This is a genomic window from Caulobacter sp. DWR1-3-2b1 (assembly GCF_049895765.1).
In the GTDB taxonomy this organism is placed as follows: Bacteria; Pseudomonadota; Alphaproteobacteria; order Caulobacterales; family Caulobacteraceae; genus Caulobacter.
In genome coordinates this window covers 21404-36797 of the sequence record NZ_JAFCSZ010000008.1, presented here as the reverse complement: position 1 = coordinate 36797, position 15394 = coordinate 21404, and the positions used below count along the sequence as shown (strand labels likewise).

The following is a 15394-nucleotide window of genomic DNA, read 5'->3' as shown; positions in this document are numbered from 1 at the left end:
CAGTTTCTCTTTTAGAAGGGCTCATACACATGGCCGCTAAAGACGTTTATTTCTCCTCGGACGCGCGCGACAAGATGCTGCGCGGCGTCAACATCCTCGCCAATGCGGTGAAGGTGACCCTAGGCCCCAAGGGCCGCAACGTCGTGATCGAAAAGTCCTTCGGCGCTCCGCGCTCGACCAAGGACGGCGTCTCGGTCGCCAAGGAAATCGAACTGGCTGACCGCTTCGAGAACCTCGGCGCGCAGATGATCCGCGAAGTCGCTTCGAAGACCAATGACAAGGCCGGCGACGGCACCACCACCGCCACCGTCCTGGCTCAAGCCATCGTTCAAGAAGGCCTCAAGTCGGTTGCCGCCGGCATGAACCCGATGGACCTGAAGCGCGGCATCGACAAGGCCGTCCACATCGTCGTCGCCGACATCAAGGCGTCGTCGAAGAAGGTCACGACCAACACCGAGATCGCCCAAGTCGGCACCATCTCGGCCAACGGCGACAAGGACGTTGGCGAGATGATCGCCAAGGCCATGGACAAGGTCGGCAACGAAGGCGTCATCACCGTCGAAGAAGCCAAGACCGCCGAGACTGAACTCGACGTCGTGGAAGGCATGCAGTTCGACCGCGGCTACCTGTCGCCCTACTTCATCACCAACGCCGACAAGATGGAAGTTCAGCTCGAAGAGCCGCTCATCCTGCTGTTCGAAAAGAAGCTCTCGTCGCTGCAGCCCCTGCTGCCGGTGCTGGAAGCCGTCGTTCAGTCAGGCCGTCCCCTGCTGATCATCGCCGAGGACGTTGAGGGCGAAGCCCTCGCTACCCTGGTGGTCAACAAGCTGCGTGGCGGTCTCCGCGTCGCCGCCGTCAAGGCTCCGGGCTTCGGCGATCGTCGCAAGGCGATGCTGGAAGACCTGGCCATCCTGACCGGCGCTCAAGTCGTGTCGGAAGACCTGGGCATCAAGCTCGAGAACGTCTCACTCGAGATGCTCGGCAAGGCCAAGAAGGTCACGATCACCAAGGACGACACCACCATCGTCGACGGTATCGGTGACAAGGAAGCGATCGAAGCCCGTATCGCCCAGATCAAGCGCCAGATCGAAGACACCACGTCGGACTACGACAAGGAAAAGCTGCAAGAACGTCTGGCCAAGCTGGCCGGCGGTGTTGCCGTGATCCGCGTCGGCGGCTCGACCGAAGTCGAAGTGAAGGAAAAGAAGGACCGCGTCGACGACGCCCTCAACGCCACCCGCGCGGCCGTTGAAGAAGGTATCGTCCCCGGCGGCGGCGTCGCCCTGCTGAAGGCCTCCAAGGCCCTGGCTGGCCTGACCGGCGAAAACGCCGACCAGACCGCCGGCATCGCGATCATCCGCCGCGCCCTGCAGGCCCCGATCCGTCAGATCGCCGAAAACGCCGGCGTTGAAGGCTCGATCGTGGTTGGCAAGGTTCTGGAAAGCGACTCGCCGACCTTCGGCTTCAACGCCCAGACTGAAATGTATGTCGATCTGATCGTCGACGGCGTCATCGACCCCGCCAAGGTGGTTCGCACCGCCCTGCAGGACGCCGCCTCGGTGGCCGGCCTGCTGATCACCACGGAAGCTGCGATCGTCGAAGCCCCCAAGAAGGGCAGCGCTGGCGGCCCTCCCGGCGGCGGCATGGGCGGCATGGGCGACATGGATTTCTAAGAAATCCATAAAGTTGCCTATCCCCCGGAAGAGCTCGGGATCGACATGTCGATCCCGAGCGGTGATGCAGACTTCTAAGAAGTCTGCGTCACCGCTCGGGTTGAAAAAATCGAGGGCGGGACCGAAAGGTCCCGCCCTTTTTCATTTCGCACACAACCATTCCGTGACGGGCTCGCCATACGCGGCAAGGTCTTTGCAACCTTCGCCGTGGGTTGTTCCAAAAGGACACAACCTTTGCATGTCCTTTTTGGGGAGCCTCTTCATATGTCTATTCGCTCACTAGCCGCTGCGGTCGCCGGTCCGGTGCTGCTCGGCGCCATGGTCGCGTCGCCGACCTCGGCCCAAGCCCAGTCCTGCGGCTATTACAGCTGTAGCAGCTACCCCGCTCCCGCCGCCGCGCAGTCCGCGTCGAGCCGTGAGGTGCTCGCCGAGCGCGCCGTCTTGCTGGAGCGTTTCTACGCGCGCAGCCGCGACGCCAATGGCGGCTATAGCGCCCGTGACACGCGCGACAACCGCAAGCGCAGCTCGCGCCGCGACCAGGACGAGCCGGTGGTCGAGCGGATCATCGAGCGCCCCGTCTATATCGACCGTCCGGTCTATGTGGACCGCGGGACTGGCTATCCTGTTCAGGCCCCAAACCAGGCTCCCGGCCAGCCCGCCTACGGCTCCGGCTACAGCAACGGTTATGCGAGCCAGCCCGCTTATGGTTCCAACTACGGCCCCAACTATTCGGGCCAGCCGGCCTATGCGCCGCAGCGCCCCGTCCACGGCGGCCCAGGCCAGCCCTATCACCAAGGCGGCGGCCAGGTTCAGCCCTATGGCTACGGCTCGGCCGGCGTCTATGGCCAGAGCTCAACCCAGCAAGGCGGCTGGAGCGCCAATGCCCAGCAAGACACCCGCTACAACACCGGCGGCGGCTGGCTGCCGCGCACCATGGACTCTGTGTTTGGGGCGGCGCCCCCGCAAGAACAGACCTATGCGCGTCCGGGCTACTAGAGGCCCGAACTACGCTGTTTGAACGACAGTCGAGGGCGGGGCCGAAAGGTCCCGCCCTTTCTTGCCGTAAGTAGCATCTAAGAAAAACAACCATCCGTACGCATCCAAACCGCCCCTGCTTTCGTTTCTTTCAAGAAGCAAAAAAAGCCGACGGGAGGTCGTCATGCCTATGCGCCGCGTACATCATCTCCACCGACGCATTCCGCGCCTTAATCTCGTCGTGTTTGCCGTAACCCTGTGGCTCGCTTTGGGCCTGATCAGCCAGGCAGCGTTCCAGCTAGTCGGCTAAGACCCATTCTCACGCCGCTGGCGGAATGATCTTCCGCCCGGCCGTGGCGACCGCTACATGGCAGGCATGTTCCGACAACGCCCCGACGCCGATCTGATCCCCCAGGGCTGGGTCGTTGGCGTGATGGTCGAAGTGGCCGGCGAGCGTCTGCCCGTCCGCCACTATTTCGGCGTCGGCAAGGCCGAGCGGGCCCAGGCCGAGTGGGCGGCCGTCGATCTGGCTCTCGAGGTGGGCGCGGTAGCCTCAAGCCCGTTCCGGGGAACCGAGCCGGTCGAGGCCATTCGCGAGATCGTCGCCTATCGGATGCGCGAACTGGGCCTCAAGTCTGGCGAGATCCGCGCCTTGGGTGACAAGTTCCCGCGCCGCTGGTTGCCGGTTCAGACCGAGTCCTAGTAGCGCTTGCCGCCGCCGCCGCCGCAACCGCCGCCGCAGCCTGAGTGTCCGCCGCCTCCGACCCTGATATTGACCGAGCTTGAGGCCGAAGCCGCAGCCGAGCTTCTGGCCGAGGCGCCGGCAAAGCCGCCCGCCCAGCCGCCGCCCGATCCGCCGACCACGCCGCCATAATAGCCGCCGCCTCGCCCGCCGGACGGACGTCCCACATAGCCGCCGCCGATATAGGGCGGGTCGTAATAGTCGATTGGCGCCGTCTCGACCGGTCGAGGCAGCCAGCCGCCGCCCGGTCCATAGCGGGTGGAGTAGCTCTGGTTGCCGCCATAATGGGTCGCGCCGCTCGAGGAACGGCTCTCGCTGCTTTCCTCGTAGCGCGAGCTTTCAGACTCGTAGGTTTCGTCGCTGATGACGGCGCCGCTGGCTCCGCGAGAGTCGTCTCGCCGGCGGTCGTGACGCGGGCCGCAATCGCAGTCACGCTCCACGTAGACGATCTTCTCGATCACGCGGTCGACATAGACCACCTCGGTCACCGGCTTGGCCCGCTTGACCGGGGCAGGTCGAGACGCTGGCTTCTTGCGAAGCTCGGCGGGGTAGCCATCGGCCAGGGCCGGCGCGGCCACGCTGGCGGCCGCCAGCGCACTAACGAGCAGAAGGGTCCTGAACGGCGTCATCATCGGTCTCGCACTAAAAACGCGTGCCGTTTCGAGACGGCGTTCCGCCGCGCCGCAACTACGAAGCCAGAAGGCCTTGGCTCGGCGGCCGCTTTTCGCCATGCTCTCCCAAACAAGCGTTTGAGCGCAAAGTGGGGAAACGATGTCCAAGACCATGCTGGCCGCTATCGGCCTGACCGCCGGCCTGCTGCTGGGAAGCGCCGCTTGCGCTCAGACGCCAGCCGCCGCCACGCCAAACGACTATGCCGAGACCGACAACTGGCTGTGCCTGCCGGGCCGGTCCGACGCCTGCTCCACTGACCAGACCACCACCATCGTCGCCGCGAACGGCAAGACCAGCACCGAAGCCTTCAAGCCCGTCGCGAATGCGCCGGTCGACTGCTTCTACGTCTACCCGACGGTTTCCACCGATCCGGGGAACAACAGCGACATGGCCATTGACGCCGCCGAGCGTTCGGTGGTCGAACAGCAGCTGTCCCGCTTTGGCAGCCAATGCCGGATCTATGCGCCGATGTATCGCCAGATAACCCTGGCGGCCCTGCGCAAGGTGATGATGGGCGGCCAGGCCGGCGACGGCGCCCTGGCCTATGGCGACGTGCGCGACGCCTGGAAGCACTATCTGGCCCACGAAAACAAGGGACGCGGCGTGGTTCTGATCGGACACAGCCAAGGCTCGCGCATGCTGTTGCAACTGATCAAGGACGAGATTGACAGCAAGCCAGCTCAGAAGCAGGTGGTCTCGGCTCTGGTCCTGGGCATGAACGCGCCGGTCGATGCGGCCGGCAAATATGGGGCGATGCCGCTTTGCACAAGCGCCAGTCAGACCGGCTGCATGGTGACCTATGTCTCGTTCCGGGCCTCCAGCCCGCCCCCCGCGACCAGCCGCTTTGGCAAGACCGACAACGGCCTGCGCTCAGGCTGCGTGAACCCGGCCGCTCTGTTGGCCGACAAGGCCTCGACCGAAGCCATGCCGCTGCACGCCTATTTCAATGCGAAGGCGATGGGCTCGACCGCAGCGACACCCAAGCCCTGGGCCAAGGACGTAGCCGTGACGACGCCGTTCGTTTCGGCGCCGGGCCTAGTGTCGGGCCGCTGCGTCAGCGAGGGCGAGTTCACCTATCTATCGGTGGCGGTGAATGGCGATCCGGCCGATCCGCGCGTCGACGACATCACCGGCGACATCCTGATCACGGGCCAGCCGCTGAAGGACTGGGGCCTGCATCTGATCGATGTGAACCTGGCGATGGGCGACCTGGTGGCTCTGGTCGGCGAGCAAACGAAGGCCTACGCGGCCAGGCACTAGAGCATTTTCCGATAAGTGTGAAACGGTTATCGGATCGAAAAATGCTCTAAACTTCTGATTTAGAGCCCTTTTCGCCCGACCCTGATGAATCCATCAGGTCGGAAAGGGCTCTAGAACAAGGGCCGGCGACCGCTCTCTAGGAACGGTCGCCGGCCTGAACTATTTGGCGACGGTCTTGAAAATCGTCGCGCCCAGAACCAGCATGATCACGAAGCCGATCAGGAAAACTACAAAGAGGATCTTGGCGACGCCCGCAGCGGCGCCCGCGAGCCCGGTAAAGCCCAGGGCCCCGGCGATCAGGGCGACGACGGCGAGGATGATGGCCCACTTCAGCATGGTGCGTTTCCTTGGTTGGGAAGCCAGTGTCGCTTCTGGCAAAACAACCCGCCAGAGCGCACACCGTTCCTTGTTTTCGCCGCCCGGGGCCGGTAACCGATAGTCATGGCCTCCAAGCCCGAAAGCCCGACCGAACCCTTCAAGCGCGCCCTGGCGCACGCCGCCCGTTCGCTCGCCGAAATGCCGGATCTCGAGGTGGTGTTCTCGGGCGATGGACCGCAGCTGCTGGGCAAGCGGGCGGTGCTGCCGCACCCGCCGCGCGACCTGAGCAGCAAGGAAGCGGCGCGCATCCGGGGTCTGGCCGACCAGATGGCCCTGCGCCTGGCCCACCACGACCAGATTGCCCACGCCCGCGCCCGGCCCTCCTCGCCCGACGGCCAGGCGGCCTTCGAGTCGATCGAGCAGGCCCGGCTGGAAGCCATCGGGGCCAACGCCCTGGGCGGCGTGCGCGGCAATCTGACCGCCGCCCTGGAAGCCCGCCTCGAAAAGCAGGGCCTTACCCGCAACGTGGCGATGGATCGCCAGTCGGCGCCGATGGCCGAGATCTTGGGCCTGCTCGTCCGCGAGCGCCTGACCGGCGACGCCCCGCCCGAGGGCGCCAAGGCCCTGGTCGATATCCTGCGCGCCGATATCGAGGCCAAGGCCGGCAAGGACCTGGACCGTCTGGCCGCCGCCATCGACGACCAGGTCGCCTTCTCGCGCGTCTCTCGCGAGATCCTGCGCGATCTGGATCTCGGCGAGGAGATGTCCGACGCCACCGAAAGCTCTGACGAGGATGACGGCGAACAGGACCAGCAGGAGCAGAGCTCCGACGAGGACCAAGGCGAAGGCGAGGGCGAGCAGCCCGAAGGCTCTTCCCCCCAGGAAACCGAAGCCTCCGACCGCGAGAGCGAGGCCGGCGACGAGGAGATGGTGCAGTCCGAACAGGACGGCGAGCCCGAGGAAAGTGACGAGAGCCCGGAAATGGGCGACGGCGCCAAGCCTGCTCGTCCCGACAGCCGTCCGGCCCAGCCCGGCGAGCCGGCCTACAAGATCTTCACCAACAGCTATGACGAGGTCGTGCCGGCCGAGGACCTCTGCGACGCCGAGGAACTGACCCGGCTGCGGGCCTATCTCGACCAGCAACTCAGCGCCCTCTCCAGCGTCGTCTCGCGCCTGGCCAACAAGCTTCAGCGCCGCCTGCTGGCCCAGCAGAACCGCGCCTGGACCTTCGATCTCGAGGAAGGGATGCTGGACGTCGCCCGCCTGACCCGGGTGATCATCGATCCCACCGCCCCTCTGTCGTTCAAGCAGGAAGAGGACCAGGAGTTCCGCGACACCGTCGTCACCCTGTTGATCGACAATTCCGGCTCTATGCGCGGCCGGCCGATCATGGTGGCCGCCGTCTGCGCTGACATTCTGGCCCGCACCCTGGAGCGCTGCGGGGTCAAGACCGAGGTGCTGGGCTTCACCACCCGCGCTTGGAAGGGTGGGACCAGCCGCGACGAGTGGGTCAAGGCCGGCAAGCCTCCTGCGCCGGGTCGCCTGAACGACCTGCGCCACATCATCTACAAGGCCGCCGATTCGCCATGGCGCCGGGCTCGCAAGAACCTGGGTTTGATGATGCGCGAGGGGCTGCTGAAGGAGAACATCGACGGCGAGGCCCTGATGTGGGCTCACCAGCGCCTGGTCGGCCGGCCCGAAGCCCGCCGCATTCTGATGGTGATCTCCGACGGCGCGCCGGTGGACGACAGCACCCTGAGCGTCAATTCGGGCCACTATCTGGAGCGCCATTTGCGCCAGGTCATTTCCGAGATCGAGGGCAAGAGCCCCGTCGAACTGATCGCCATCGGCATCGGCCACGACGTGACGCGCTACTACCGCCGCGCCGTCACCATCGTCGATGTCGAGCAACTGGGCGGCGTGCTGGTCGAGCAGCTGGCCGCGCTGTTCGACGAGGAGCCCCGCGCCGTCAAACGTGCGCGCGGCCTGCTGGCCCCGTTGCAGACCGTCCAGCCCTCAGCGCCCAAGGCGGCGCGCAAGGTTCCCGCGTGATTGGACTGCGCGCCGCTCTGGTCCTGGCGCTGGCCGCCGGCATGCTGGGCCACTGTAGCCGCAAGCCGGCCCCGCCGCCCCTGCCCATGGCGCCGGTCAAGGTCGGTCCCGAGATCGCCCTGCAGACGACGCCCGTGCCGCTGGACGCGTCCAATCGGGCCAGGACCACACTGGAAGGCTTCGTCTTCGCCGGCGGTGTCGCCATCACCAGCCCCCAGACCTCGCGCCTGCACGGCCTGTCGGACCTGACCATCGCGCCGGATGGCGGTCTGGTCGCCGTCACTGACGACGGCGATCTGTTCCAGGCCCGTCTGGTGCTCGACCCCACTGGCCGACTGATCGGCCTGACGGACGGCAAGCTGGAAGGCCTCAAAGGTCCCGACGGTCAACCGCTGCAAGGCAAGGACAAGGCCGACGCCGAGGGGGTGGCCATCCTGGCCAATGGCGACAGGCTGATCAGCTTCGAACGCGACCACCGCATCTGGCTCTATCCGGCGGCCGGCGGCCCGCCCCGCCCGGCCTCGAAACCCGCCACCATCTTCCCCTATAATGAAGGCATGGAGGCCCTGGCCGCCTATCCGGCCGCCGGTCCCGACGCCTATCTGGTCGGCGGCGAGGAGGGCGAGGTCTGGCTCTGCAAGCTGTCGGCCGCCTGCCAGGCGCTGGCCCCGCAGCAGGGGCCCGACTTCACCTGGGGCCTAACCGCCATGGCGACTTTCAACGGCCCCGCCATCGCCACCTTCCATCGCGGCTTCGACCCCATCCGGGGCTGGCGCGGCATACTGCGGTTCGTGGCCAATCCGATGGCGCCGGCCGGCAAGCAGGTGCACGCCGCCAGCCTGCATCTGGATGGCTCGATCACCCGCGACAACTACGAAGGCGTGGCCCTGAGCAGCACGCCGTCAGGCGCCACGCGGATCTATCTGATCTCCGACGACGGCAGCCTGCCGGGCCAGCGCACCCTGCTGATGGCCTTCGACTGGACCCCGCCTCCGCCGCCCCCACCCGCGCCTCCCGGCAAACCGAGGAAGCCGGTCCGCAAGCGTTAGGCTGAAGGCCCTGAAGTTACCGCTAACATTTCGTGTTGCGATGCAGTATTTCACTTGCACTGACAACGTTGTCATTTATGCTTTCGTCGACGGCTCACGAGGCGAGACCCACAGGCCGTCAGAGGAACGCGTCGGGAGGAGGTTGAACCCAACCCCCTTTCCGGGACTACAAACCATGATCCGTCTGCTTGTTCTGTCCATCTCGGCCCTGATGACCCTCTCCGCCGGCGCCGCCGGCGCCGCCGAACTGACCGTAAAGGTCGCCGGCAAGCCCACGCCCCAGGTCCATGCCGACCTGGTGGACGCCGCGAAAACCATATGTCGCGAAGATCTCGACGGCGTCACCTTCGCCGCCGACCTGATGCCCTACTGCGTTCGCGAAGTGACCCGCACCGCCATCGCCAAGGTCCGTCGCCCCGAACTGATCGCCTATGACAAGGCCTATGGCCGGTCGGCCTATCTGGTGAAAATCAGCCGCTAGAGCCCTTTCCGACCTGATGGCTTCATCAGGGTCGGGCGAAAAGGGCTCTAAATCAAAAGTTTAGAGCATTTTTCGATCCGATAACCGTTTCACACTTATCGGAAAATGCTCTAGCTGCCTGTTTCATAGCGTACCCCTCGCACAGGAGCGACCCGTGAAGCCCCCGCTTCGCGGGTCGTTTTTGTTGCGGAAATGGCTGGAAAAATCGCGCGTGCGCCGCAACATAACCGTTGATAATATAAGAAGGAGAGCTTAGCATTTATCGACGGCCAAGCGGCTAGAACCGTAGGGATCGTCAGAGGAACGCGTCGGGAGGAGGTTGAACCCAACCCCCTTTCCGGGACTAAAGACCATGATCCGCACCATCGCCCTGGCCGTTTCGGCCATCGCCCTGACCATCGCCGCTCCCGTTTCGGCCGCCGAACTCCGCGTCAAGGTTGCCGGCAAGTCGGCCGAGCAAGTCCGCGCCGACGTCGTGAAGGCCGCCAGCACCGTGTGCTGGGAAGACCTGCGCGGCCAGGCCATGGCTGGCTATCTGTATCCGTCCTGCATCCGCGCCTCGGTCAGCGACGCCTACGCCAAGATCAACGCTCCGGCCAAGGTCGCCTCGAGCTCGATGGTCTCGGCCCGCTAGAGCATTTTCCGATAAGTGTGAAACGGTTATCGGATCGAAAAATGCTCTAAACTTATGATTTAGAGCCCTTTTCGCCCGACCCTGATGAAGCCATCAGGTCGGAAAGGGCTCTAGTCAGGCCTGATCTCAGTAAAGCATACAAAGCCCGGCGCGGTCCTCCGCGTCGGGCTTTGCTTTGTCTGGTCCGGACTTCAGACCCAGGACTCCAGACGCGAAAAAGCCCGCGAGGATCGCTCCTCGCGGGCTTTTCGATAGTGAGTCGAACGTCGCTCTAGTTGCCGCGCGTCGGACGCCGAAACCGGCATCCACTTTCGGCTGACGCGCTTTAGGCGGCGAGGGCCACGGCGGCGGCCTTGGCCTTCGCCTTGACCTGCGACTTGATCTTCAGGGCGCGCGGCGACAGCTGCTCGTCCTTGGCGCCCAGCAGGAACACGTCCAGGCCACCCTTGAAGTCCAGGGTGCGCAGGGCCGCGTTGCTGATGCGCAGACGGAAGGTCTGGCCGAGCGAATCCGAGGCCAGCGTCGCCGGCGACAGGGCCGGCAGGAAGCGGCGCTTGGTCTTGATGTTGGAGTGGCTCACATTGTGGCCAACCATGGGACCGATACCGGTGAGTTCGCAGCGGCGCGACATGGGACTACCTTGGCTGAGCGAAACCCAAAGGCTCCGCATGCATTGAATTCGGGACGCGAAGGGCTAGCCACTCCGCGAGAGCGGGCGATATAGGCGAAGGGGGCTTGCCGAGTCAAGGCGAGATGCCCGCCTCCGGACGTCGGGCCAGGAGCCGGCCCGGAAGCGGGCTGTATGAAGGGCGCCTCAAGACCGCCTTCAAGCCGGGTTCATGTGCCGCCCCGATATAGAGAGCCCATGAAGGAACACTCGCCCATGCGCCTGATCGCCATCGCCCTGACCGCTGCAGGTCTCGCCACGACCGCCGGCATGAGCTTGGCCGCCCAGCCCACGCCGAGCACAATTCTCCCCGGTCACTGGGAGTACAGCTACCGAATCGGCCCCATCCCGGCCGGCGACGAGTCGCGCTGCCTCAAGCAGACCGATGTCGAGCAGTTCGCCAAGGGCATCTGCACCCGAAAATACACCTGCGACTACACCACCCGCGTGGTCCAGAATGGCAAGATCAGCCTGAAGGGCACATGGACCGACAAGAAGGGTCGCGTCGCCCCGGTGACCGCCAATGGCGGCTACACGGCCGAGAGCTTCCAGCTGGACGTCAAGATGAAGACCATCAACGGAATCCCGCTCGCGGGCGTGATGGACGCCAAGCGCGTGGGGCCCACCTGCCCCGCCGACACCAAATAGCGGCTCCTCGCGGACCGTTTGTGGTTAATCCGAATTAAGATACAATGGGTTGTAGGGAACAAAGACTGAATCGGCCGACGTCGCCGATTCGGTCACGATTCGTTTCGCCCCTGTTCGCGAGTTCCGCTCGCGACGTTAACCGGCGTTCGGCCCGACCATCGCAAACACACCTCCGTCATCCAGGGACTTGTTCCCGGGGTCCATGGCGCAGCTTCACGGCGAGCGATCATTGAACATTGATCATGCGGCCGACAGATGGGTCCCGGGAACAAGTCCCGGGATGACGATCAAAAGCGGATTGTATTGAAGCCTATCCGCCCCGCGGCGGGGCCACCGAGAATTCCAGGTCGAACAGGGTGGGCGCCGCACTGGTTCGCGCCCGCTCTATAGTCAGCAGTTGCGCCTTGGTATTGGTCCCGCCGTCGGCCGTGAAGCCGCCCATTCCGCCGGAGGCCGCCAGCACCCGGTGGCAGGGCACCACGATGGGCCAAGGGTTCTCGCCCAGTGCCTTGCCCACGGCTCGCGCCGCGCCGGGTTCGCCCATGGCGCGGGCGACCTCTCCATAGGTCGAGGTCTCGCCGGGCGCGATGGCCCGGGCGATCTCATAGACCCGCCAGTTGAAGCTCTGGGCCTGGCTCTGGTCGATGGCGATGTCGGTCAGGTCGTCGCGACCGCCGGCCAGCAGGTCCAGCACCCGGTCGATGACGCGCTCGATCTCCGGCGGCGGCGGCGGCTCGGCCGCGTCGGGGAATCGCTTACGCAGGCGGGCCCAGGCCGCGCCGGGCGTAACCTCGGGCAATTGCATGCCGATCAGCCCGGACTCGCCCCAGGCGACGCCGCAACGGCCGATCACGGTGTCGAAAAGCGCGAAAGCTGTCCCCTTCATCCCTCATTTATAGCATCGCGGTTGCGGCTTTCGAGCGGCGCCCTACGATTTCCGTTTCTTGCTGTCTGGAGATCGCCGTGCGCCACCTTGTCCTCGCCGCCTTGCTGGCCACGACCAGCCTCTCGACCGCCTCTGCCGCCGACCTGCTGATCCATGGCGGGCCGATCCACACCGGCGTCGAGGCCGCGCCGAGCGCCCAGGCCGTGCTGATCCGCGACAGCCGCATCCTGTTCGTCGGCGACTTGGCCGCCGCCCGCGCCAAGGCCGCCAAGGATGTCCGCGACTTCGACCTGAAGGGCGCCGCCGCCTTCCCCGGTTTCGTCGACGCCCACGCCCACCTGACCGGCATCGGCCTGCGCGAGCTGACCCTAAACCTTGACCAAGTTGGTTCGGTCGAGGCGCTGGTCAAGGCGGTGAGCGCCCATGCCGGCGCCCATCCGGACGGTCCGATCTATGGCCGGGGCTGGATCGAGACCCACTGGCCCGAGAAGCGCTTTCCGAGCAGCGCCGACCTCGATCGCGCCGCGCCGGGCCGCGTGATCGTGCTGGAACGCTCCGACGGCCACGCCTCGGTCGCCAGCAGCGCGGCCCTCGCCAAGGCCGGCGTGACGAAGGGCACCGCCGCCCCGGCCGGCGGCCAGATCCTGAAAGGTTCGGACGGCCAGCCGACCGGTATGCTGATCGACCACGCCCAGTCGCTGGTCGCCGGGGTGATCCCGCCGCCGTCGGAAGCCCTCAAGCGTCAGGCGTTGGAGAAGGCCGGCGCGCTCTACGCCTCGCGAGGCTGGACTGGCCTGGGAAACATGAGCGTCGAGGCGTCGGACCTGGCCCTGATGACTTCGCTGGCAGCCGAGAACAAGTTCCACATCCGCGTCGACAACTACATGGACCCCAGCGGCGCCGCGCAGGTGCTGGCCAAGGGTCCGTTCGAGGACGCCACCGGCCTGATCCGCACGCGCGGGGTCAAACTCTATATGGACGGCGCCCTGGGCTCGCGCGGCGCGGCCTTGCTGGAGCCCTATAGCGACGCCGAAGGCACGGGCCTGCAGCTCACCCCTCGCGACAAGGGCCTTGCGCTGATGAAGTCCGCCAAGGCCGTTAAGGCCCAGGTCGCCATGCACGCCATCGGGGATCGCGGCAATCGCATGGTGCTGGACTGGTTCGGGGAGACGCTGGGAAGCGACACCACCGCCCGCTGGCGGATCGAGCACGCCCAGGTCGTCGCCGACCCCGACCTGCCGCGCTTCTCGAAGCTGGGCGTCATCGCCTCGATGCAGCCCAGCCACGCCATCGGCGACCTCTATTTCGCCCCGGCCCGCCTGGGCAAGGCCCGGCTGCACGAAGGCTATCGCTGGAACGACATGCTCAAGAGCGGCGCGGTCGTCGCCGCCGGTTCGGACGCTCCGGTCGAGGTGGGCGATCCGCGCATCGAGTTCTACGCCGCCGTCCATCGCCACAGCCTGACGGGCTTTGCCAACGAGGACTGGCATCTGGAAGAGGCCGTCAGCCGTGCTCAGGCTCTGAAGATGCTGACCTGGGCCCCAGCCTACGCCGCCTTCGCCGACAAGGATCGCGGCACGCTGGAGGCCGGCAAGAAGGCCGACGTGACTGTGTTCTCCAAGGACCTGATGTCGGTCGCGCCGGCCGAGATCCTCACCGCCGAAACGGTGCTGACGGTGGTCGATGGGGTGGTGGCGTTCGAGCGGGGCAAGTGAGCGCATTTTAGCCTGCCCGGCTGGCCATAAAGCGCTATTCAGGCTGCATGGATCGTAGACGCAGAATCCTGATCGTGGGGGGTGGCGCGGCCGGGTGGCTCACGGCCGCCTATCTGGCCAAGTCGCTGCGGATCGCCGAGCAGACCCATCTCGAGATCACCCTGCTGGAATCCCCTGATGTCGGCATTATCGGGGTGGGCGAGGCGACCTTTCCGACCATCCGCGCGACCCTGCAGTTCCTGGGCATCGACGAGGGCCGGTTTATCCGCGAGACCTCGGCCACCTTCAAGCAGGGCATCCGCTTCAACGACTGGGCATGGGCGCCGAAGGCCAACGGCCAGCGCCACCGGTACTTCCATCCGTTCGAGGCCCCGTTCTCGACCGACGGAACCAGCCTGACCCCCTATTGGCTGCTGCAGGACGAGGCGACGCGCGCGCCGTTTGCCGAGGCCATGACGATCCAGGCCCGCGTCGCCGAGGCCCAGCGCGCGCCCAAGCGGCCGCACGAGGGCAACTTCTCGGGGCCACTGAACTACGCCTACCATTTCGATGCCGCCAAGCTGGCCAATGTGCTGGCCGAGCGCGCCCGGGAACTGGGCGTGCGTCATCTGCAGGGCCTGCTGACCGGCGTGGCCCTGGACGAGACCGGCGCCATCGCCTCGGTCGCCTGCCAGCAGCATGGGACACTGGAAGCCGACCTCTATATCGACTGCAGCGGCTTTCGCGCCGAGCTGATCGGCCAGGCGCTGAAGTCGCCGTTCAAGTCGGTGCGCTCCACCCTGTTCGCCGACCGGGCCCTGGCTTGCAAGATCGTCCAGGACGGACCCGAGACGCCGATCCAGAGCTTTACCGTCGCCACCGCCCACGAGGCCGGCTGGACCTGGGACATCGGCCTGAACGGCGCGCGGGGCGTCGGCTGCGTCTATTCCAGCGACCATATGGGCGACGATCAGGCCGAGGCGATCCTGCGCGGCTATGTCGGCGAGGGCGTCGAGATCACTCCGCGATCCCTGTCTTTCGACGCCGGCTATCGCCAAAAGCAGTGGATCAGAAACTGCGTCGCCGTCGGCCTGTCAGCCGGTTTCCTGGAGCCGCTGGAATCGACCGGTGTGGTGCTGATCGAGGCGGCGGTGGCGATCATCGCCGAGCTCTTCCCGCACAACGGCCCGATCGGCGCGCCCGCCCGGCGCTTCAACGAGCTGATGAGCGCCCGCTACGAGAACATCATCACCTTCCTGAAGCTGCACTATTGCCTGAGCCAGCGGACCGAGCCGTTCTGGCGCGACAATGCCGATGAGTCTTCGATCCCTGAACGCCTGGCCGATCTGCTGGAGCAGTGGCGCTACCGGCCGCCGACCCGCTACGACTTCACCTTGGATCTCGAGACGTTTGCCTTCTTCAACTACCAATACATTCTGTACGGCATGGGCTTCAAAACCGACCTGTCGCCGGGGCGCAGCGAGTTTCCCGATGTGGCGGGGGCCGAAAAGCTGTTCGCCAAGATCCGCGGCTTTGGCGAGCGCGCCACCCACGACCTGCCCAGCCACCGCGACCTGATCGCGCAGATCAACCAGTTCGGCTTCGACCGCTCCCTCGAGCCTGTCTGAGTTCCAGACAAAAAA

General features: G+C 65.7%; 15 protein-coding genes. 11 read left to right on the top strand and 4 right to left on the bottom strand.

Going from position 1 to position 15394, the window contains the following annotated elements:
* The first annotated feature begins 29 nt into the window (after positions 1–29).
* The 3 genes from groL (at position 30) to ACP69S_RS09750 (ending at position 3351) form a co-directional block, all read left to right on the top strand.
* Positions 30–1673, top strand: a complete 1644-nt coding sequence (gene groL, locus ACP69S_RS09760; RefSeq protein ID WP_425996674.1) for a chaperonin GroEL — start codon at positions 30–32, stop codon at positions 1671–1673.
* A gap of 264 nt (positions 1674–1937) precedes the next feature.
* Positions 1938–2669 carry a hypothetical protein gene (locus ACP69S_RS09755; RefSeq protein WP_425996672.1) on the top strand — a complete coding sequence of 244 codons (732 nt, stop codon included), beginning with the start codon at positions 1938–1940 and terminating at the stop codon, positions 2667–2669.
* Positions 2670–3024: 355 nt separating this feature from the next.
* Positions 3025–3351, top strand: coding sequence for a hypothetical protein (locus tag ACP69S_RS09750; protein WP_425996885.1), 327 nt, complete (start codon positions 3025–3027; stop codon positions 3349–3351).
* Here the strand turns inward: ACP69S_RS09750 and ACP69S_RS09745 are convergent.
* A complete protein-coding gene (locus tag ACP69S_RS09745; RefSeq protein ID WP_425996670.1) occupies positions 3348–4019 on the bottom strand; it encodes a hypothetical protein in 672 nt (223 codons plus the stop codon). The genes ACP69S_RS09750 and ACP69S_RS09745 overlap by 4 nt on opposite strands.
* A 142-nt stretch (positions 4020–4161) precedes the next feature.
* Between ACP69S_RS09745 and ACP69S_RS09740 the strand changes: the two genes are divergently transcribed.
* Positions 4162–5322 carry a DUF3089 domain-containing protein gene (locus tag ACP69S_RS09740; protein ID WP_425996668.1) on the top strand — a complete coding sequence of 387 codons (1161 nt, stop codon included), beginning with the start codon at positions 4162–4164 and terminating at the stop codon, positions 5320–5322.
* Positions 5323–5481: 159 nt separating this feature from the next.
* Here ACP69S_RS09740 and ACP69S_RS09735 read toward each other — a convergent pair whose 3' ends face one another.
* Positions 5482–5658: a DUF1328 domain-containing protein gene (locus tag ACP69S_RS09735; protein ID WP_425996666.1), complete on the bottom strand. Its 177-nt coding sequence runs from the start codon at positions 5656–5658 to the stop codon at positions 5482–5484.
* A gap of 105 nt (positions 5659–5763) precedes the next feature.
* On the opposite strand from ACP69S_RS09735, the gene cobT reads away from it, so the two are divergent.
* The 4 genes from cobT (at position 5764) to ACP69S_RS09715 (ending at position 9856) form a co-directional block, all read left to right on the top strand.
* Positions 5764–7692, top strand: coding sequence for a cobaltochelatase subunit CobT (cobT, locus tag ACP69S_RS09730; protein ID WP_425996664.1), 1929 nt, complete (start codon positions 5764–5766; stop codon positions 7690–7692).
* Complete coding sequence (locus tag ACP69S_RS09725) at positions 7689–8741, top strand: esterase-like activity of phytase family protein (protein ID WP_425996662.1); 1053 nt, start codon at positions 7689–7691, stop codon at positions 8739–8741. The genes cobT and ACP69S_RS09725 overlap by 4 nt, the downstream gene beginning before the upstream one ends.
* 175 nt (positions 8742–8916) lie before the next feature.
* Positions 8917–9222 carry a hypothetical protein gene (locus tag ACP69S_RS09720; protein ID WP_425996660.1) on the top strand — a complete coding sequence of 102 codons (306 nt, stop codon included), beginning with the start codon at positions 8917–8919 and terminating at the stop codon, positions 9220–9222.
* A gap of 352 nt (positions 9223–9574) precedes the next feature.
* A complete protein-coding gene (locus ACP69S_RS09715; RefSeq protein WP_425996658.1) occupies positions 9575–9856 on the top strand; it encodes a hypothetical protein in 282 nt (93 codons plus the stop codon).
* 325 nt (positions 9857–10181) lie between these two features.
* Here the strand turns inward: ACP69S_RS09715 and rpmB are convergent, their stop codons facing one another.
* Complete coding sequence (gene rpmB, locus ACP69S_RS09710; protein ID WP_425996656.1) at positions 10182–10487, bottom strand: 50S ribosomal protein L28; 306 nt, start codon at positions 10485–10487, stop codon at positions 10182–10184.
* 234 nt (positions 10488–10721) lie between these two features.
* Between rpmB and ACP69S_RS09705 the strand changes: the two genes are divergently transcribed.
* Complete coding sequence (locus ACP69S_RS09705) at positions 10722–11171, top strand: DUF3617 domain-containing protein (protein ID WP_425996654.1); 450 nt, start codon at positions 10722–10724, stop codon at positions 11169–11171.
* A gap of 310 nt (positions 11172–11481) precedes the next feature.
* Here the strand turns inward: ACP69S_RS09705 and ACP69S_RS09700 are convergent, their stop codons facing one another.
* Positions 11482–12057: a methylated-DNA--[protein]-cysteine S-methyltransferase gene (locus ACP69S_RS09700; protein ID WP_425996652.1), complete on the bottom strand. Its 576-nt coding sequence runs from the start codon at positions 12055–12057 to the stop codon at positions 11482–11484.
* 77 nt (positions 12058–12134) lie between these two features.
* Here ACP69S_RS09700 and ACP69S_RS09695 point away from each other — a divergent pair, with 77 nt between their 5' ends.
* Together ACP69S_RS09695 and ACP69S_RS09690 are read left to right on the top strand one after the other, a co-directional pair.
* Positions 12135–13772, top strand: a complete 1638-nt coding sequence (locus ACP69S_RS09695; RefSeq protein WP_425996650.1) for an amidohydrolase — start codon at positions 12135–12137, stop codon at positions 13770–13772.
* A gap of 47 nt (positions 13773–13819) precedes the next feature.
* Positions 13820–15379 (top strand): tryptophan halogenase family protein, encoded by a 1560-nt coding sequence (locus ACP69S_RS09690; protein WP_425996648.1) that lies wholly within the window; start codon positions 13820–13822, stop codon positions 15377–15379.
* The last annotated feature ends 15 nt before the right edge of the window (positions 15380–15394 follow it).